The sequence below is a fragment of the Arthrobacter koreensis genome (assembly GCF_035792275.1).
Lineage (GTDB): Bacteria > Actinomycetota > Actinomycetes > Actinomycetales > Micrococcaceae > Arthrobacter_B > Arthrobacter_B koreensis_A.
In genome coordinates this window covers 128,060-146,487 of the sequence record NZ_JAMWKK010000009.1, presented here as the reverse complement: position 1 = coordinate 146,487, position 18,428 = coordinate 128,060, and the positions used below count along the sequence as shown (strand labels likewise).

The window sequence follows — 18,428 nt, the reverse complement described above, 5'->3', positions numbered from 1 at the left end:
CCGCAGGTTTGGGAATCCCCGGCCAGCACTCCGGGACGCGTGGGAACCGCGGATTTATGTCGTCACATTTCGTTTTTGGGCGCCTGATGACCGTGTGCGACGGCGGATGTCTGCCAAGTGGCCCGGGGCGGTTTCCGGCCTTAGCGTGATGCATGAATCAAGAGTTCCAGCCACGGGCCCTGGCCGGCTGGACAGCAACCCTCTCGTCGTAAGCGGGGTGCTCCAGGTGAAGATTCGGTCCTGCAGCGGGAATTCCCGCAGGGCAAGTACGGCGCCGGGCACTGCCCTCACAGCGGCCAGCGCACAAACCCCTTACCGCGGCCTGCCGCGAACCTGACCGGAGAGAACCTAATGAACATCAACAGGAAACTGCTTGCCCTTGCCGCCGTGCCCGTCCTGCTCCTGGGCGCTGCCGCCTGCGGCTCAGCCAAGGGCGACGAAGGGACGATTAAGATCGGCGTCGTCGGTGCCAGCGACCCCTACTGGGCAACCTACGAAGAGGCTGCAGAAGCAGAAGGCATCGACGTCGAAATTGTCGACTTCGCTGAGTACACCCAGCCGAATCCTGCCCTCACCGAGGGCGAACTCGACCTGAACCAGTTCCAGCACATCATTTACCTGGCCCGCTACAACGTCTCAGCCGGGGAAGACCTGGTCCCGGTGGGATCCACCGCCATTTACCCCCTGGGCCTGTACTCCACCCAGTACGGCTCCGTGGAGGAAATCCCCGCCGGCGCCACCGTGGCGGTCCCCAACGACGAGAGCAACCTGGCCCGCGGCCTGCTCGTGCTCCAGTCCGCCGGCCTGGTGTCCCTCGCGGACGGCGGCAGTGCTTTCTCAACGTTGGAGGACATTGACGAGGCCAAGTCCAAGGTGAAGGTCACCACTCTGGAAGCCTCGCTCACGCCCACCTCGCTGCCTGATGTCGCTGCGGCAATCATCAACAATGACTTCGTCGAGGACGCCGGCCTCAGCGCCGCGGACGCCATTGCCCAGGACGACCCCTCGGACCCGAAGGCGATTCCCTATGTGAACATCTTTGCTGCACGGGCGGGCGAGGAGGAGAACCCGACGTACCAGAAGCTGGTGCAGATCTACCAGGACACCCAGTCGGTGCAGGACGGCGTCCAGAAGTCCTCCGGCAATACCGCGCAGTTCCTGAAAGTACCGCAGGATGACCTGCGCGCCTCACTGGCTGAGGTTGAGCAGGACATCAAGGATCTGGGCTAGCAGCCGCGGAACCATGGCCCTCATATCACTGCGCAACGTCACCAAGACGTATCCCGGCTCCCGCAAAGGCAGTCCTGCCGTCACCGCCCTGGAGGACATCACCCTGGATATCGAGCAGGGGGAGATCTTCGGCATCATCGGCTACTCCGGGGCAGGAAAGAGCACGCTGGTCCGGCTCATCAACGGCCTGGAGAGCTGCACTTCAGGGGACATCACCGTTGACGGCCGGGCAGTCTCCGGCGTGCCGGAAAGGAAACTGAAGACGCTCCGCCAGGACATCGGCATGATTTTCCAGCAGTTCAACCTCTTCAGCTCCAAGACGGTCCGGAACAACATCGCCTACCCCCTCCGTGTTGCCGGACGGAGCAGGGCCGAAATCGCGGCCCGCACGGACGAGCTGCTGGAGTTCACCGGGCTGGCGGGCAAAGCTGACAGTTACCCGGAGCAGCTCTCCGGGGGGCAGAAGCAGCGGGTGGGCATTGCCCGCGCGCTGGCCGCTTCTCCCAGGATCCTCCTGGCCGATGAGGCGACTTCTGCCCTGGACCCGGAGACCACGCACGAGGTCCTCGCCCTGCTGCGCAGGGTGAACCAGGAACTGGGGATCACCATTGTGGTGATTACCCACGAAATGGAAGTCATCCGGGACCTCGCTACCCGTGTGGCCGTTATGGACGCCGGACGGATCGTGGAACAGGGCGGGGTCTTCGACGTCTTTTCCAACCCGCAGCAGGACTCGTCGCGCCGCTTCGTTTCCACCGTGGTGCGCGGCGTTCCGTCAGCACCGGAGCTTCAGGCGCTGCGTGCACGCCATGAGGGACGCCTGGTAACGCTTTCCTTCCGGGACGGATCCGCCTCGCAGGCCGGCGTGTTCCTGGAGCTCGCGGCTGCCGGGGTGGACTTCGAGCTGGTCTACGGAGGAATCAACGACGTCGCCGGCCGGGCATTCGGGCACCTCACCCTCGCACTCAAAGGCGGGGACCAGACAATCGACACTGCCCTGGCCGCCGTCGGGCACGGACTTACGGTAACGGAGCTGGGCTGACATGGAGGACCTGATACCGCTTACGCCGCAGTTGTGGGAGGCCGTGGAGGAGACGCTCTACATTGTGGGGCTGAGCCTGCTCTTCGGCGGGATCGGAGGCCTGCTCATCGGGCTGGGGCTCTACACCACCCGGTCCGGTGCGCTCCTGGCCAACCGGGCCGTGTTCGGGGTGCTGAACGTGCTCGTGAACATCTTCCGTCCGATCCCGTTCATCATTTTCCTTGCCGCCGCCCAGCCGCTTGCCCGTTCCGTGACGGGCAGCGGAATCGGGAACAACGCGATCATCTTCACTCTCTCGCTTGCTGCAGCTTTCGGCATCAGCCGGATCGTGGAGCAGAACCTGCTCACCGTGCAGCCCGGGGTTATTGAAGCGGCGAGGTCCGTCGGCGCCGGGCGGCGGCGGATTATCGCCACGATCCTGATTCCGGAGGCCCTGGGTCCGCTGATCCTGGGATACACGTACATCTTCGTGGCCCTAGTGGATATGTCCGCTGTGGCCGGCTACGTGGGCGGCGGCGGCCTGGGCAACTTTGCCATCCAGTACGGTTACCGCCAGTTCAACCCGGTGGTGACGTGGGCGGCAGTGGCCGTGATCATCATCCTGGTCCAGCTGGTGCAGTTCCTGGGCAACCAGACGGCACGGAAGGTGCTGCGCCGCTGAGCGCCCAGGTGCTGCGCAGTCCGGAGGCAGCTGGGAGAGAATGGTCCGGTGAGCTCTTCCGAACCTGACGCACAGCTGCCCGGCGGCCCGTTTGACCTTGCTGCCCTCGGCCGCGGGCTGGTGTTTGCCGCGTCGCTCCCCGAAGCGGTACGGGCACTGGGCGGTACGGATTGCCCGGGCGGCCGGGGTTCGCGTGCCGTTTCCGGGGGCACCGCCGTCGTGCAGGCTCCGCCCGGTACCGGCAAGACCACCCTGATGCCGCCTCTCGTGGCCAACCTGATGGCGGGCCGCCCTGCGGTGAACGGCGCGGATGCCGGGGCAGTGCGCGTCCTCGTCACCCAGCCCCGCAGGGTAGCCGCCCGGGCGGCCGCCCGCCGGCTGGCGGCACTCGATGGGACCGGGGTCGGGGAGCGTGCGGGGTATACGGTCCGGGGTGAAAACCGCACCAGTGCGAAGACGCTGATCGAGTTCGTGACGCCGGGCATTCTGCTGCGTCGGCTGCTGGCTGATCCGGGGCTGGAAGGTGTTTCCGCCGTCGTGCTGGATGAAGTCCATGAACGCGGCCTGGAGACCGACCTGCTGATCGGCATGCTCGCCGAAGTCCGCCAGCTGCGGCCGGACCTGCTCCTTGTTGCCATGTCCGCCACCCTGGACACCGAACGTTTCGCCCGGATCATCGGCACTCCCGAATCTCCGGCACCCGTTATCGAGTGCCCGTCGGCCCTGCATCCGCTGCAGGTCCAGTGGGAGCCGCCCGCGGCGGCCCGCCTCGATGAACGCGGAGTTACACCCGGATTCCTCGACGCCCTGGCTCGGCTGGCTGCCCGGGGACATGCCCGCGCCCTGGCGGAGGACCCGGCAGTTGATGCCCTGGTTTTCGCTCCGGGTGTCCGGGAGGTGTCCCACGTGGCCCGGGTCCTGCGGCAGGAAACGGGACCGGGCACCGAAGTGCTGGAACTGCACGGACAGGCTTCTGCGGCCGAACAGGACCGCGCGGTTTCCGGGCGGTCTCCGGGGGACAGGCCGAGAATCGTCGTGTCCACCTCGCTGGCTGAATCCTCCCTGACGGTTCCCGGCGTGCGGCTGGTCATCGACTCCGGGCTCGCCCGTGAACCACGGCGCGACGCCGCCCGCGGGATGAGCGGGCTCGTTACCGTCAGTGCGTCCCGTGCCTCGGCCCAGCAGCGGGCCGGCCGTGCGGCCCGCCAGGGACCGGGAACGGTGATCCGGGCCTATACCGAAGCTGCCTACGCCGCGTCACCGGCGCGCCCAACGCCGGAGGCGGCGGCTGCAGACCTCACGTCAGCCGCGCTGATCCTTGCCTGCTGGGGAACACCCGGCGGGCGCGGACTGCCGCTGCCACAGGCCCTGCCGGAAGCGGAACTGGCAGAGGCCGAAGCTGTTCTGCAGAGCATCGGCGCCGTTGACGAGGAGGGAAAGGCCACCGAAACCGGACACCGGCTGGTCCGCATTCCGGCAGACCCGCGGCTGGCCCGGGCGCTCCTGGATGGGGCGCAGCTGCTCGGCCCGCGCAATGCCGCAGAGGTGGCAGCCATGCTGTCCGGGGACAGCCGCCCCGCGGGGGCGGACCTGGTGCGGCTTCTGTCAGAGCTGCGTTCCGGGAAAGCCCCACGGTCGGCAGCTTTCAGCCGCGAGGCAAAACGCCTCCAGCGTTTCGTCCAATCCGCAGGAAAGCAGGACGCGGACGGTCAGGGCGCGGGAGCCGGGGGTGCGGCAGCACCGGGAACGGGGGCGCCGGGAGCTGAAGAGTCCGTCGGCGCCCTGGTGGCGCTGGCCTATCCGGAGCGCGTTGCGCGCCGCGTGGCCGGGGCTTCAGGGGAACAGTACCTCCTGGCATCGGGGACACGCGCCGGACTTCCGCCGGACAGCCCGCTGCGGGGACACGAATGGCTGGCGGTAGCGGAAGCCTCCCGCGCCGCCGGGCGGGCTGCTGCGGGAACCGGGGCGGTTATCCGCGCTGCTGCGCCGATCCGGCAGGAGACCGCCGAAACTGCCGCTTCCCGCCTGCTCAGCCGGGACGTCAATGCAGTGTTCGACGGCGGGAGGGTCTCTGCCCGGCGGGTGCGCCGCCTGGGCGCCATCGAACTTTCCTCCACCCCGGTGCGGCCAGCCGCGGCGGAAGGCCGCCGCGCAGTGGCACGCGCACTGGCAGAGCAGGGACTTGGTGCTGTCGGCTGGTCTGCGGCAGCCGATTCACTGCGCCGCCGGATGGCTCTGCTTCACCGCCTGCTTGGCGCGCCGTGGCCTGACGTTTCGGATCCGGGGCTGCTCTCCGCACTGGAGGACTGGCTTGGTCCGGAGCTGGAAGCCATGGCCGGGGGAGTGCGCGCAGCGGACGTCAACCTTCTGGAACCACTGCGCCGCCTGCTTCCCTGGCCCGACGCAGCCAGGCTCGATGAGCTGGCGCCGGAGAAGATCCTGGTGCCCAGTGGAAGCCAGGAACGGATCACCTATCCGGATGTGGACGACGACGCCGGTCCTCCCGTCCTGGCGGTGAAACTCCAGAAATGCTTTGGCTGGGCTGAATCTCCAACGCTTGCTGCCGGACGGATCCGGCTGCAGTTCCATCTGCTGTCACCGGCCGGCCGGCCCCTGGCTGTCACAGATGACCTCGCGTCATTCTGGTCCGGGCCCTACGCACAGGTCCGCTCTGAAATGCGCGGACGCTATCCACGCCACCCGTGGCCGGAGGATCCGTGGACCGCGCCCGCTACGGCACGCACCAAAGCCCGGATGTAGGAGCGGTGTCGCGGTGCCCTGCGGTCTACGGGCTCTGCCGCCTGCTGCCCTGACGTGTCGGAGCAACCGTGAGCCGCCATCTAAACGGCAATGAACCCGCGTCGAACCGGACCCGCATTAAGAACGTCCGGCAACGCAGGCTGCGTTGCCGGACGTTGCGCCGTTCGTGCGCGGGGGGGGGGAAGCCTAGGCAACAGGCTCGGCAAGGGAACGGGCGGAGCCCGCCCAGACGGCGTCGAGCACTGCGGACGCTTCGTCCTCGCTCACGCCGAGTGAGAGGGAAATCTCCGTGAGCAGCGGGCGCCGGGCATGGCGCAGCATGTCCCGTTCAGCGTGGGAGAGGCCCTTGTCCAGGGACCGGAGCGTCAGGTTGCGGACAACGCGGGCGACGTCGGTGATGCTGCCGCTCGCCAGCAGCTCCGTGTTTTCCTTGAAACGGCGTGACCACTGCGTTTCCTCAGCATCCGCACCGGCCTTGAGGACTTCCATGAGCTTTTCGAGCTGGGCACCGTCGAGTACAGGACGCAGCCCTACCTCGGCAGCCTTGGCCAGCGGGACCCAGACCTCCAGCTTGTTCGCCTGGACCTCAAGTACGAGGTACTCCATGTCTTCGCCGCGGACTTTGCGGGTTGCCAGCCGGCGGATGGCTGCGGGACCGTGGTGGGGGTGGACTACGGTTTGACCTACGTTAAACGTCAATGTGTTTACCTCTGGCTGCTTCGAATCCGGACCCGGCACGTCAGCGGGTGAATGGGTGTGGCCCGCTGCGGGGATTGCCGTCCCCTCACAAGCTCGGAACGGCTGAGCGCTGCGACGGGAGCGCGGAGGCGGTACCAGCACATGGGTGAAGGTTCCGGCAGCCGCGAGTCTGGCAGTTTCCATTATTTCACGTCCCGGGCTTATGCACCCGCCCTCAAGGCAGGCGGGCCACCGGGGAGCAGGGATGGGGCGGAAGGCAAAGGAGGGCGCCCCTCCCGGAATCCGGGAGGGGCGCCCTGCAGGCTGCCGGCTACCACTCCGGCAGGCGCGCGGACTTATGCGCGGTAGTAGACGGGGCCGGAACCGAGGTTCGCGGTTGCGATAACGGTCTGGTTGCCGTTCATTCCGCTGTGGATGGCCTGGCCGTCGCCGATGTAGATGGCGATGTGGGGGACACCTGCTCCGCCGTTGGCGTAGTAGATCATGTCACCCGGCTGCGGGTTGGAGACCGGGGTGCCGTAGGCGGCCAGCTGTGCCGGGGAGAGGTCGCCGACCGAGTGGCCTGCTGCACGCAGTGCCTGCTCAACGAGGATGGTGCAGTCCTGTACCGCGCCCAGCTGGGCGTAGGCAGAGCTGACCATGATCGATCCAATGCCGGAACCGGTTGCAGCAGGGGCCGGAGTGACGGCCTGGGTGGTGACGTTGCTCTCGTACCCGGTGAAGGTGCCGGGGTCGGTGTAGGTGGCAGCGGCCGGAGCAGCAGCCTGGACCGGAGCCGCGGCCTCAACCGGAGCGGTATAGGTGGCCGCCGGTGCTGCGGCGGCAGCGGGTGCTGCCGCGGCTTCACCGGAAACAGTGATCACGTCACCGGGGTAGATGATGGATGCCAGTGACAGGCCGTTGAGCTGCAGGACGCTGTCCAGGGTGACTCCGTAGGCAGCGGAGATCTCGCTCAGGGTGTCGCCGGAAACAACGGTGTGCGTTACGGCTGCGGCAGGTGCCGGGGTTTCGGCAACGGGAGCCGCAGGGGCTTCGGCTGCCGGAGCAGCGAAAGCGGGTGCTGCTGCAGGTGCCGGGGTCTCGTTGATGACTGCGCTGGCCTGGGCCGGTGCTGCCATGCCGAACATCAGGCCGGAGCCTGCTACAACTGCGGCTGCGGTTCCGGTGACGGTGCGTGCTTTGGCGGGTGCTGCTTTTGCGATGGTGGTCCAGATGCTGGACTCTGCGCAATGACGTCCGCGATTCTTTGAAGACAAGGAATTACCTCTCCCTATACCTGCGAGGTGAGCTGTCGGGTTCGGATGGGAGTCACCCGGCCGCCGGTCTCATCCGGTCGGCTTAACCCCAAGGATTCAAAGGACCCAAAAAATTGGTTCCCCCGCCCCTGCCGTCGTAGTGCAAAAGGGACCCCAGGCAAGCGGCAGAGTTAGGTAACGAGCCTGGGGCGCCGCATCAGGTCTGCGGCATGCCAAGGACACTAACAGCAATTTCATTTTGATTGCAATTCGGTAACAGCCGCGTGTTGCCGTTGTGTGCAGCGGGTCACTAGTGCTAACGCGCAGCAGGCTGTCGAGTTGTTTCACAGCAGTCCCAGGCGTTCAGCGCGGCTGCTCACGGGTCCGCGGGCGTTCGGAAGTGGAAATTTTACCGCAGCCCCGGGACGGAGCCGGTGTTGCGGGAATACGCTTAAACCCCTGTATTCCGGCGAAGGAGAGCTGTCGTGGCCCAGGAATCCAGCAGCGGAAACAACCGTCTGCCAGTTGAGGAAGTCGTCCGCGAGATGAGCATTCCGGCCGGCCTGGCCGGTCCGGAGCCAGTGATCTCCGATGTGCGGTGCTATGCCGTCGCTCAACCCGGCGGGATAGTGCTCATTGACACAGGAATGCCGGATGCCTTCGATGCGATCGCGGAAGCGGTGGACGCGCTCGGCGGCACCTTCGCGGATGTGCGGGACATAGTCCTGACCCATCTGCATATGGACCATGTCGGTTCCCTGTTTGCGGTGGCCGAGCAGGCTCCCCTGGCGTCCATCTATGCCGGAGGTGCCGATTCTCCGGATATCCGGTCGCCGCGGAAGATCCACACGCTGGAGGAAGGGGATTCTGTGCAGGATCTCCAGATTCTCGCTACCCCCGGCCACACCTCCGGACACGTCAGTGTCTTCCACGAAGGCACCGGCTCCCTCTTCATTGGCGACGCTGCCGCCACGAGTCACGGCGACGTCGTCAGGAGTCCGGCGGCGTTCACCTCGGATGCCGCACGTGCCGAAGAATCCCTGGAGCGGATCGCCGCCCTGTCGCCCGAACGCATGCTGTTTGCCCACGGCGGGGAAGCCTCCTCGCCAACGGCCTCCCTGGTCCGCCTGGTGGGTGGTCCGTACGGAGGTTAGTTTCCAGGCGCCGGGTGCTGGCTGCGGCGGGCAATGAACCAGGCATACCAGGCTCCGGCTGCGGTGGTGAGGGCGGCGGCGGCCGGCAGCAGCCAGGTGAGCGGAGTTCCTCCTGAGGCTGAAACCGCGGCGTAGAGCAGCCAGCACACTGCAAGTGCGGATCCCGCTGCTGCGGCGCAGAACCGGGCGGACTTTCCCGAGGTGGCGCCCAGATATGCAGCCACGCTTGCCGGGCAGGCAAATGAACCTCCCAGTACAGCCCCGCCTGCAAGTGTCCAGAGCACGTAGGGCGCCAAGTCGCCGGGCTCCACAGCAGAGGCATAACTGAGCTGGAAGTTGAGCACAGCCAGTGCCATTCCTGCCAGCGCGCCCATGGGGACCAGAAGAAAGACAGCTCTGCGGGAACGCGCGGTATTGCTCATGCGCTCAACTCTATCGCCGGACTCGGGTGGGTTCTCCGGCACTCAAAGCCGGCAGCCCGTGAGGGATGTGAGACGAAGGTGACAGCACCCCTTTTTATGAATGACTCAGAATAACTGTTAGAGTCGTACCAGCGCCGGGCAGTTCCCGTCCGGCCCTTCGTCCACAGCCGGTCCCTGCAGAACGGGACCACGGACCACCGCCGGGCGGCCCCCGCCGCCCGCCCCCACTTGTTGCAACGCCGCCCAAGCCCCGGCGCCTTTTGTGCTGCCCGGTTGCCGCTTGCGGCCCACTGTTAGGAGAACCATGTTCGATACCACTGCTTCCGCCGCCACCCTCACCATCCACGACCAGGAATCGGTCCTGGTCCACGACGACGAGCGGACAGTTCGTGTTGCCCCGGCCAGCCGACGCCGCGCCGCACTGGGCGGCAACTACGTGGCAGCCTTCGGCCGCCGCCAGTCCGAGGTGCACTCTCCGGTTTCCCGCCCTGCCTCCGGCCACGGATACACCGCACGGTTCGACGGTGCGGTGCACCGAAACTCACCGGCACCGGTGGACAGTTATGTTTTCGGCCCGGGTGCCGTAACCGCCGCCGCCACAGCGGCCCCGGCATCCGGCGGCAGCTACACCGACGCCAACCTGTAGTCCCTTCCCGCCGCAAGCAGCTGTCCGGGGCCTCCCGGTGAACGCCGCCGGGTGCCTGGCCGGCGATAGGATGTGAGGGTGCTGCCAGACCTGGAGCGGCCGATTGCGATACCGGGTATCCCCGGGCTGATCACTGCGGGAGACATCTTTGGGTGCAATGGATGATTTGCTGGGCCCTGCCGAAGTAAATGCGCTCCACCGCAGCCTCGCCGCTGCTGCTGGAGTCCCTGGACTGGAAGGGCTTCTCGCCGCGATCCCGGAGCTGGACGCTTTGTCCCTCCGCGGCCGCACAGATCTCCTGGCAGAGCGGCTGACCCGCGCATACCCCGCCTACGGCCAGGCGGCCGCTGCCTTCCGGGACGCCCTGGCCGATCCCAAGTTCAAGGGATGGATGATGTGGCCGGTAACTGAATCTGCCGTCACGCTGGCATTGTCCGGAGGATCCGTGCGCGACTTCGATGACGTCCTGGACCTGCTGGCGGCCCTCACACCCAGGCTAACGAGTGAGTTCGCAATCCGCAGGATTTTGGCGGCCGACCTGGATGCGGGCCCTGGCCCGCATCCAGGGCTGGACAGCGGATCCCGATTCGCACGTCCGCAGACTGGCCAGCGAAGGAACGAGGCCCTACCTTCCCTGGGCTATCCGCGTTCCCGGACTGCTGCAGAACCCGGAGGCAACCCTTCCGATCCTGGATGCGCTGCGCAGCGATCCCAGCGAGGATGTGCGCCGCTCCGTCGCCAACCACCTGAACGACATTTCCCGCCACGCGCCGGACGTTGCGGTCCGGACTGCTGCCCGCTGGCTGGATGCGCCCGGTCCCGCAACGGAACGGGTGGTCCGCCACAGCCTTAGGACCCTCATCAAGAAGGGGCACCCCGGTGCCCTTGAGCTGCTGGGCTTCGCGCCGGCCGACGTCGCTGTGGAGGACCTCTCGACGCAGACGCCTGCCATCACCCTCCCGGGCCAACTCCGGTTCAGCGTCACGCTGAGGAACACGGGAAGTACGACGGCGCGGCTGGCGGTGGACTACGTGGTGCACTATGTAAAAGCCCATGGCGGAACAGCTCCGGCAGTCTTCAAGCTGGCGGTCCTGGAACTCGGACCGGGCGAGGCCCGCACTCTGTCCGCTTCACACGCACTTCACCAGATGACCACCCGGCGCCATTACGCCGGTACGCACCTCCTGCAGATCCAGGTCAACGGGATCCGGCACGGTTCCCTGGCGTTTGACGTGTACCTCTCCGGTCAGGAGGAGGAAGCATCTGGTGTGGAAACGGAGACGGAGACTCCGCAGACGAGGCGGCCGGCGCCGTAAGGGGCTGCTGCCCGGCACGGTGGATCGGCGCTGTCAGGAGGCGCAGCGGCGCACCGGTGCCGCCCCAGGCCTCGCTTATGAACTCAGCCGCGATCGATACCGCGGTCTCCTCAGGTGTGCGTGCGCCAAGATCAAGTCCAATGGGGCTGTGCAGCGCTGCCAGCGCGGCAGGCTCCACACCGGCTTCGAGCAGGCTCTTCATGCGTTCGCGGTGGGTCCGCCGGGAACCCATGGCGCCTGCGTAGGCAACCTCCGGCCCGCCGAGAACGGCAGCCAGGAGCGGGATATCGAACTTGGCGTCGTGGGCGAGGACGCACACCACCGTGCGCGGGCTGATCATCCCAGCCTCCACCTGTGCCCGGTAGTAAACGTGGGGCCAGGAATTCACCACCTCGTCCGCGTCCGGAAAGCGTTCCGGCGTCGCGAACACCGGCCGCGCGTCACACACCGTGACGCGGTAGCCGAGGAATGACCCGAGCCTGGACAGGGCGTCGGTGAAATCGGTGGCTCCGAAGATGAGCATTCGCGGCCGCGGGGACAACGTGCTGACGAACAGGCTCATGCCGGTCTCGAGGCGTTCGCCGTCCGGGCCATAGGTCAGTACCCCGCTGCGGCCGGCTGCCAGCAGGCCCAGTGTGTCGTCTGCAGCCGACTGGGTGGCGCGCTGGCTTCCGAGTGAGCCGATGGTCTGTCCGGGAAGAACAGCCATCATCAGGCCAAGGCAGCCGGGATCGGGATGCTCGACCACGGTTGCCACCGCGGCCGGCAGCCCTGCGTCTGCGGCGTCCCTGACCGGGCCCAGCACGGCTGAGGCTCCGGGCGGCAGGGCCTGGATGAACACTTCAATGGTCCCGCCGCAGGTGAGTCCTGCGGCGAAGGCGTCGTCGTCGCTGACCCCATACCGCACCAGGGCAGGAACAGCCCCGCTGATGCACTCCATGGCCTGCCCGTACACGGCTGCCTCGACACAGCCGCCGGACACTGAACCTGCAACGCTTCCGCCGGAGGTTACCAGCATGCTGGTTCCGGACGGACGCGGCGCAGAACCGGTGGTGCGGACCACCGTCGCCAGGGCCGCCGTCCGCCCGGCGTCCCATTCTTTTTCCAGGACTGCCAGGACCTCATGCATGACGCCGCTGCTCATGGTCACTCTGCCGCTCCCCACATTTCAGGCCCGCTGCGGCCCATTCTCCGGCCGCAGTGCTGCTGCGGACCGTGCGCTAAGGGTGCCCGTCCGCCGGAAGGGGTGTCAATGCCCGTCCCGCTGCCGCAGGGAAGTGCGGCAGTCCGGCCGGTGCAATTCACGGTGCGGGTACCCTCTCCCGGCTGGGTGACGGTGACCGGGCAGCACCGCGGGCGTACTCTCGGTGTGTGCCTGAGCGTGCCGGGCCGGGGCGCCGCGGACGCGTCTCCCGTCCTTCACAGGTGGTCTTCCTCGGTTTCGTCGCCGCCGCCCTCTGCGGAACGGGACTGCTGATGCTGCCTGTCTCAGATTCAGTTGCCGGCAGCGCTTCCTCTACCGACGCACTCTTCACCGCGGTTTCGGCTCTCTGTGTCACTGGCCTGTCAGTGGTTGAGACCCACGTGTACTGGTCCACCTTCGGGCAGGTCGTCATCCTCGCGCTGATCCAGATTGGCGGTCTGGGGGTCATGACATTTGCGTCAATTGTTGGCCTTGCCGTCATTGGACGGTTCAGCTTTCGGTCCCGGCTGCAGGCGATCGCCGAGAACCGCAGCCAGGACCTGGCCCGCACGCCGCGCGTAATCAGCGGCGTCGTCCGGATTTCCCTCATCACCGAAGCGGTGACAGCACTGGCGCTGGCACTGCGGTTTTGGCTTGGCTACGGCATGGATCCGGGTGAAGCCGTCTGGCTGGGGGTTTTCCATGCTGTCTCAGCCTTCAACAATGCGGGGTTTTCCCTTTTCCCGCGCAATCTGGAGGGTTTCGCCTCTGACCCGCTGGTCTGCATTCCGGTAGCGGCCGCCGTGATTATTGGCGGGCTTGGTTTTCCCGTGCTCGTCCAGCTGCGCCGGGCCTGGCGGAAGCCGGTGCACTGGAGCATCAATACCCGGCTGGTGCTCTGGGGGACGCTGAGACTTCTGCCGGCCGGCGCGGTGTTCATTGCCCTGTGCGAATGGAACAACCCCCAATCCCTGGGGCCCCTTTCCATGCCGGAGCGGGTGCTTGCGGCGTTCTTCATGTCGGTCCAGACCCGTACGGCGGGGTTCAGCTCCATCGATGTGTCCCAGATGGATCCGCTGTCGTGGCTGGGGATGGATGTGCTGATGTTCGTCGGCGCGGGGCCGGCCGGGACCGGAGGCGGCATCAAGGTGACGACGTTCGCTGTGCTGGTTTTCGCCGTCGTCGCCGAGTCACGGGGCAACCAGGAGGTGACGGCCCTGGGCAAGTCGCTCCCCGCCTACACCGCGCGGCAGGCCCTGGTGGTGGTGCTCGTCGCCGGAGGAGTAATCGCACTGTCGACTGCGGCGCTCATGGCCATGACGGATTACCCGATGGACCGGCTGCTGTTCGAGACTGTCTCCGCCTTCGGAACTGTTGGACTCTCAGCCGGAGTGTCTTCGGCCCTGCCCGTAGCAGGGGAGCTGATCCTGGTGGTACTTATGTTCACAGGCAGGCTCGGGCCCCTGCTGCTGGCCGCGGCCCTGGCCCTCCAGGAACGCAGGCTCAAATACAGGCTTCCCGAGGAAAGGCCGATCATTGGCTAGGCTCAATCTCTTCTCCGGCAGGGAGTCGGCGCGGATCGGCGAGTCTGACGCTGTGGCCGTGATCGGTCTTGGACGGTTTGGGGAGTCGCTCGCCCTGGAACTTATGGCCAGCGGCGTCGACGTCCTGGGCGTAGACGGTGAGCAGCATGTGGTGCAGAGCCTGGACGGGAGGCTCACCTACGTGGTCATGGCCGATGCCACCCAGGAGGATGTCCTCCGCCAGCTCTCAATCCCCGAATTCAACCGCGTGGTGGTGGCAATCGGGCAGGACATCGGAGCCAGCATCCTCACCGTGTCACTCCTGCTGCGTTTTGGTGTACCGCAGATCTGGGCAGAGGCCGTCAGCGAAGCGCACGGCACGGTACTGCGGCAGCTGGGCGTCAACCATGTTATTTTCCCGGAAAAGGACATGGGCCGCCGGGTGGCGCACCTGGTTCAGGGCAGCCTGCTCGATTACATTCCGCTGGGCGGCGACTTCGCCGTGATTGAGACTTCACCGCGGGAGTTCCTCGCCGGTTTGACGATTTATGAGTCGCAGGTCCGCCGCCGGTTCGGCGTCGTCATTGTTGCCGTTCGAAAGGCCGACGGCGAGTGGCAGTTTGCCGAGCCCGACCTTCGCATCGAAGAAGGCGATGAGCTTCTGGTGGCGGGGCCCACTGGAAAGGCCGAAGCCTTCAGCCGGCGCTAGAGGGCAGACCATTTCAGCGCCCGTGAATTGTGTCGGCATCATGACGCCTGCCGTGTGACGCAGCTTATATACTCGAGCCAAGTTGGATGCTGTCCAAGTTTGGCTGGTTTCCAACCGCAGAGTCCGTTCGAGAAGGAGACCGCGTGACACAGACCGCCCGGCCAGCAGACCAGCCCCGGCAGGACTTCGGGTACTTCGGTCCGGAGAGCATCAGCTGGAAGCTGTATTCCGACCCATCGGCAAAGCTGGGCGGAATTGCCGCACTGCTGCTGCAGGCGCTTAATCCCGGCATGATGCGCCTGTTCTCCGAGGTCAGCGTGGCGGGCCAGGACGCCGCAGCCCGGGGTGAGCGTACCGGCCAGTACATCGACACCACGATCTTTGGTGACAAGGCCCATGCCGACGCCGCTGCGAGGTCTGTGCGCGGCATGCACAAGCATGCGAACTGGCAGGATCCCGTCACCGGGGAGACGCTACGGGCGGAGACTGCCGACTGGATGGACTGGACCCACAACACCCTGGTCTATGCCGTTCTCCGGGCGGCGGAAGCGTTCGGCCCCGGACTGACGGTGCAGGAACAGGACCAGTTTGTTGTTGAACAGCACCTCGCCGCAGGACTCGTAGGCATCGATCCGGCGCGGCTGCCTGCCACCTATTCTGATCTGCAGAAGTACATCGACGACCAGCGGCACTGGCTGGCCCTGTGCCTGCCTGCTGCGGAAGTTAGCCGGTCCATACGAAAGCCGTCCCTGAGGGGCAACCCCGTGAAGGTCTGGACCGGCATAGTCATCCAGGACGGAATTCTTTCCCTGCTGCCGGACTGGGCACTGCTTCTCTATGGTGTTGCGGGCCGTCCGATGAATCTGCGCAGCGCGGCCAAGACCACCAGGGCGATGATGGCCGCGGCCCGCCGCAACCGCTCCTACGAGGACGTCATCACGGACCTCACGACCAAGGTCGATACCCATCCTTACCGCAAAGTCCGCAACCGTGCCGGAAAATAGGCTGCCGTTAGTGCACAACGCCAGGGGCGGTGCCCATGCCGAATAGTCTGCAGTCTCCGGGCATGCGCGGTGCCGGCTCTCCGACGTCGGCAGGGCCGGGGCGATCCGACGGGCATCCGGTTCCGCCCGGGTTGGCATTCCGGTCCCTTTTTCCCGGACTCCTTCGGGCCGGGCGTGATCTGCTGAAGAACGGCGGCTGGAGACTGCTGGCTGTGTATGCGGTCAGCCAGGCCATTCCGCTGGCCCTTGTAGTACCGCTAATCCACTGGATGTTCATTCAGGCGCTTGCCTCCACCGGAGCGCATGCCGTGGACTCGGCCGGTATTGCAGGCATGCTCGGCAACGGCGTCTCACTCGCCTGGATTGCGGGGCTGAGCGTGGTCGCGCTGCTGGCAGTGTCGCTGCAGCTGAGCCTGCTGCTGCTTGCCGCTGCACAGGTCCGCAGCGGCGGCAGCCTGCGCCCTTCGGCGCTGGCCGCCAAGGTCCGGCCGCTGCTGCGGCGTCTGGCGCTTCCCGGATTCCTGCCTCTGGGGGCCTACCTGTTTCTCGCTGTTCCGCTCACCCAGGCGGGGTTCTTCTCTGTCCTGACCCATTCAATTGCGGTTCCGAACTTCGTCTCCGGCGAGATGCTGAAGTCCACGCCGGGGACGGTCGCCTATGTGGCCTTCCTTGTTGTGGTGGGAACCCTCGCGCTGCGGTATTCCCTTGCGGTTCCGCTCTTTGCGGTGGGCGGGGTTACCGGCGGCAAGGCGATGCGCCTGAGCTGGCGGGTGACCGGACGCACCACCCCGGCGCTGTTGGCTGCCGGCGCAGTCGGTGTTGCTGCCGCCTTCCTTGCCGGTGCCGGTCTGGTTGTGCTTGCGCTGCTTCCGACGCTGGCCGCGGATCTGCTGCTGCCCTCGGCTGCCGCCGGAGTGGCTGCCTTTAGCCTGGGTGCAGCCCAGGTTGCCGGTGTACTGATTGCCGGCGGTCTTGTTCTCTACGATGCTGGAATGCTTCTCGAACTCATGGTGCGGAGCCGGCCGCTGCTTCCCCCGGACGTGCAGCGTGAATTGGGAAGTGCTGCCGGAACCCGTCCTGGACGCGCGGCCGGAAACCCGCCGCGGCACCGGACCCGGGCGGCTGTGGCAGGTGCCGCCGTCGTACCCGCCGTGCTTCTGGGTGCGTTCAACCTTCCGGTAATGGAAGGCCTGCGGGATGTTCCGCAGACCCTGGTCCTGGGGCACCGCGGGTTTAGCGGAGGGGGAGTGGAGAACACCATTTCGGGTCTGCGGGCCGCCTCGGCCGTGGGCGCGGATCTGGTGGAGATGGATGTTATGCAAACCTCTGACGGCGGGTTCGTGGTTATGCATGACGCGTCGCTGCAGAGGCTGGCTGGCCGAAAGCAATCGGTTGGCGACCTGACGCTTGCTGAGCTGACGTCGGTCACTGTGCATGACCAGGCCGGGCATACGGACTCGATACCCTCGCTGCGGGACTATGTCCTCGCTGCCCAGGAAGCCGGTGAGCCCCTGCTCATCGAATTGAAGCTGCATGGCGGGGAAACCGAGGATTATGTCGAACGCCTGGTTGCTGAGCTTGAGTCGCTTGATGCGCTCCAGGAGAACATCTACCACTCATTGAGCCAGGACAAGGCCGAGGAACTGAAGCGTCTGCGGCCCGAGCTGTACGTGGGGCTGACTCTCGCTGTGGCCGGTCTGGCAGCTCCGGAGACCACTGCGGATTTCATCGTTGTGGAGGAGGCCTCGTATACCGATGCCGTCCGGGAGTCTGCCTGGGATTCAGGGAAGGAAGTGTATGTGTGGACCGTGAACGGAACGGATGCGATCCGCAGCATGCTCCGCGACAATCTTGACGGCATCATTACCGACCATCCCGATGCTGCTGTCCGCGACCGGGAGGCGATGGGCCCGGACGAACCCATGAGCTCGAAGCTTTACGACGCGATCATGCGCTTTGTCGTGATCTTCTAGCCGCGGGGCCGGCGGAGGCTCGCAGGGCTCTGGCGGTGCGGGGTGGCACTGCCCTGGCTGGGGCCTGCCGGGTCCTGGCGTGCGGCGTGTGTTCCTGCCCTAGGCGAGGGACATAAAGAGCTTTTCCATATCCTTGCGGTCCAGGCTCGGGTCGTCGCTGGTGAGGCACTGTTCGAGGCCTGAGGCAATGATTGCGAAACCCGCGCGGTCAACCGCCTTGGACACTGCAGAGAGCTGCGTGACGATGTCCTTGCAGTCACGGCCTTCTTCGAGCATGCGGGTGACGGCTGCGAGCTGCCCCTGTGCGCGCTTGAGCCGGTTGATGATTGGCGTGGTGTCTTCGCTGTCGAGCTGCATGGTTTCTCCTGTGCGGCGGTGTGCCGATGTCGGCACGATTCCTCCAATGGTATACCCCGGCGGGTAATTTGCATACCCCCTGGGGTATGCCCCATAGTGGTGGTGTTGCCGGGCATCGGTCCGGTATTCGAATACATTGCGAGGAGAATCATCATGTGCCGTGCCGTAAAGTGCCGCAGCTGTGGAAAGTCGACCTGGGCTGGTTGCGGAAACCATGTGCAGGAAGTCATGCGGAACATTCCGAAGTCCGACCGTTGCACCTGTGACCGGAATGCACCCGCCCCTAAGGCCGAGAATGCGGGTTGGCTGGCGAAACTGTTCGGCCGTTAGTAAATAGCCCGAGGTCCGCGTGGCGATGTTCCCGGTGCTGGAGTCCGAGCCGAAGTCGGAGTCCGAGCCGAAGCCGAAGCCGAAGCCTGAGCCGGAGGTCCGGGTTGTCGGGTTATCGGGGGACGGTGCCAGCAGGTGCAGCCGTGAAGCGGTCTGCTCCGGATTGGGCGGCTAGGTGTACTGA

16 protein-coding genes and 2 riboswitches are annotated in these 18,428 nt (G+C 66.1%); of the genes, 11 read left to right on the top strand and 5 right to left on the bottom strand.

Annotated features, from left to right (window positions below):
• The first annotated feature begins 155 nt into the window (after window positions 1-155).
• A riboswitch (SAM riboswitch) is annotated at window positions 156-275 on the top strand.
• 76 nt (window positions 276-351) lie between these two features.
• The 4 genes from NGB94_RS10745 to hrpB are packed head-to-tail and all read left to right on the top strand — an operon-like array spanning window position 352 to window position 5,693.
• Window positions 352-1,230, top strand: a complete 879-nt coding sequence (locus NGB94_RS10745; RefSeq protein WP_325790628.1) for a MetQ/NlpA family ABC transporter substrate-binding protein — start codon at window positions 352-354, stop codon at window positions 1,228-1,230.
• A gap of 13 nt (window positions 1,231-1,243) precedes the next feature.
• On the top strand, window positions 1,244-2,272 hold the full coding sequence (locus NGB94_RS10740) for a methionine ABC transporter ATP-binding protein (RefSeq protein WP_325790627.1): 1,029 nt from the start codon (window positions 1,244-1,246) through the stop codon (window positions 2,270-2,272).
• A gap of 1 nt (window position 2,273) precedes the next feature.
• Window positions 2,274-2,933 carry a methionine ABC transporter permease gene (locus tag NGB94_RS10735; protein WP_325790626.1) on the top strand — a complete coding sequence of 220 codons (660 nt, stop codon included), beginning with the start codon at window positions 2,274-2,276 and terminating at the stop codon, window positions 2,931-2,933.
• Window positions 2,934-2,981: 48 nt separating this feature from the next.
• Window positions 2,982-5,693: an ATP-dependent helicase HrpB gene (gene hrpB, locus NGB94_RS10730; protein WP_325790625.1), complete on the top strand. Its 2,712-nt coding sequence runs from the start codon at window positions 2,982-2,984 to the stop codon at window positions 5,691-5,693.
• A gap of 186 nt (window positions 5,694-5,879) precedes the next feature.
• On the opposite strand, the gene NGB94_RS10725 is transcribed toward hrpB, so the two are convergent.
• Both NGB94_RS10725 and NGB94_RS10720 read right to left on the bottom strand, forming a co-directional pair.
• The gene (locus NGB94_RS10725) at window positions 5,880-6,392 is read right to left on the bottom strand and encodes a CarD family transcriptional regulator (protein WP_325790624.1); all 513 of its coding nucleotides are present in this window, start codon (window positions 6,390-6,392) and stop codon (window positions 5,880-5,882) included.
• Between the two features lie 335 nt (window positions 6,393-6,727).
• Window positions 6,728-7,648 carry a LysM peptidoglycan-binding domain-containing protein gene (locus tag NGB94_RS10720; RefSeq protein ID WP_325790622.1) on the bottom strand — a complete coding sequence of 307 codons (921 nt, stop codon included), beginning with the start codon at window positions 7,646-7,648 and terminating at the stop codon, window positions 6,728-6,730.
• Between the two features lie 3 nt (window positions 7,649-7,651).
• Window positions 7,652-7,825: riboswitch (cyclic di-AMP (ydaO/yuaA leader) on the bottom strand.
• A 287-nt stretch (window positions 7,826-8,112) separates the two neighbouring features.
• Between NGB94_RS10720 and NGB94_RS10715 the strand changes: the two genes are divergently transcribed.
• Window positions 8,113-8,781 carry an MBL fold metallo-hydrolase gene (locus tag NGB94_RS10715; RefSeq protein ID WP_325790621.1) on the top strand — a complete coding sequence of 223 codons (669 nt, stop codon included), beginning with the start codon at window positions 8,113-8,115 and terminating at the stop codon, window positions 8,779-8,781.
• Here NGB94_RS10715 and NGB94_RS10710 read toward each other — a convergent pair.
• Window positions 8,778-9,203 carry a hypothetical protein gene (locus NGB94_RS10710; RefSeq protein WP_325790620.1) on the bottom strand — a complete coding sequence of 142 codons (426 nt, stop codon included), beginning with the start codon at window positions 9,201-9,203 and terminating at the stop codon, window positions 8,778-8,780. The two genes, NGB94_RS10715 and NGB94_RS10710, sit on opposite strands and share 4 nt — an antisense overlap.
• 304 nt (window positions 9,204-9,507) lie before the next feature.
• On the opposite strand from NGB94_RS10710, the gene NGB94_RS10705 reads away from it, so the two are divergent.
• Together NGB94_RS10705 and NGB94_RS10700 are read left to right on the top strand one after the other, a co-directional pair.
• Entirely contained in the window at window positions 9,508-9,849 is a 342-nt protein-coding gene (locus tag NGB94_RS10705; RefSeq protein WP_325790619.1) for a hypothetical protein, read from the top strand.
• Window positions 9,850-10,352: 503 nt separating this feature from the next.
• On the top strand, window positions 10,353-11,165 hold the full coding sequence (locus NGB94_RS10700) for a hypothetical protein (protein WP_325790618.1): 813 nt from the start codon (window positions 10,353-10,355) through the stop codon (window positions 11,163-11,165).
• On the opposite strand, the gene NGB94_RS10695 is transcribed toward NGB94_RS10700, so the two are convergent.
• Window positions 11,047-12,309: an XdhC/CoxI family protein gene (locus NGB94_RS10695; protein ID WP_325790648.1), complete on the bottom strand. Its 1,263-nt coding sequence runs from the start codon at window positions 12,307-12,309 to the stop codon at window positions 11,047-11,049. The genes NGB94_RS10700 and NGB94_RS10695 overlap by 119 nt on opposite strands.
• A 227-nt stretch (window positions 12,310-12,536) precedes the next feature.
• Between NGB94_RS10695 and NGB94_RS10690 the strand changes: the two genes are divergently transcribed.
• The 4 genes from NGB94_RS10690 (at window position 12,537) to NGB94_RS10675 (ending at window position 17,557) form a co-directional block, all read left to right on the top strand.
• Entirely contained in the window at window positions 12,537-13,892 is a 1,356-nt protein-coding gene (locus tag NGB94_RS10690) for a TrkH family potassium uptake protein (RefSeq protein WP_325790617.1), read from the top strand.
• Window positions 13,885-14,580 carry a TrkA family potassium uptake protein gene (locus NGB94_RS10685; protein WP_325790616.1) on the top strand — a complete coding sequence of 232 codons (696 nt, stop codon included), beginning with the start codon at window positions 13,885-13,887 and terminating at the stop codon, window positions 14,578-14,580. Before NGB94_RS10690 ends, NGB94_RS10685 begins: the two co-directional genes overlap by 8 nt.
• A gap of 143 nt (window positions 14,581-14,723) precedes the next feature.
• On the top strand, window positions 14,724-15,584 hold the full coding sequence (locus NGB94_RS10680) for an oxygenase MpaB family protein (RefSeq protein ID WP_325790614.1): 861 nt from the start codon (window positions 14,724-14,726) through the stop codon (window positions 15,582-15,584).
• Between the two features lie 35 nt (window positions 15,585-15,619).
• Window positions 15,620-17,557 (top strand): glycerophosphodiester phosphodiesterase family protein, encoded by a 1,938-nt coding sequence (locus NGB94_RS10675; protein WP_325790613.1) that lies wholly within the window; start codon window positions 15,620-15,622, stop codon window positions 17,555-17,557.
• 99 nt (window positions 17,558-17,656) lie between these two features.
• Here NGB94_RS10675 and NGB94_RS10670 read toward each other — a convergent pair whose 3' ends face one another.
• Window positions 17,657-17,914 (bottom strand): metal-sensitive transcriptional regulator, encoded by a 258-nt coding sequence (locus NGB94_RS10670; protein ID WP_325790612.1) that lies wholly within the window; start codon window positions 17,912-17,914, stop codon window positions 17,657-17,659.
• Window positions 17,915-18,428: the final 514 nt, after the last annotated feature.